Annotated in this window: 1 protein-coding gene; it reads right to left on the reverse strand. The window is 44.5% G+C overall.

Annotation, left to right across the window (positions count from 1 at the left end):
- Nucleotides 1–158, reverse strand: a 158-nt coding sequence (locus tag PROVRUST_RS20655; RefSeq protein ID WP_006816527.1) for a D-Ala-D-Ala carboxypeptidase family metallohydrolase, incomplete at its 3' end; no start/stop codon positions are given.
- Between the last annotated feature and the right edge of the window lie 78 nt (nt 159–236).

Here is a 236-nt window from a genome sequence, read left to right on the forward strand (position 1 = left end):
TTCGCACAACGGCGACCACTGACAACATAAACCGGCTTGTTAAAATGCGCTCTCACATCTTCAAGCACACCAACTAACTCAACATCAACGTCTGATGCGCCACACCCATCTTTACAGGCAAACTCTGCACTATTGAAATGCTCACTTAATTTTGTCACTCTTTACCCCTGTATACTTTAACCAGAAAAAATCTAAAGCCATGGTTCCCATCGCGCCTGCAACACCCGATGAAATCA

It is taken from the genome of Providencia rustigianii DSM 4541, from assembly GCF_000156395.1.
Classification (GTDB): Bacteria; Pseudomonadota; Gammaproteobacteria; order Enterobacterales; family Enterobacteriaceae; genus Providencia; species Providencia rustigianii.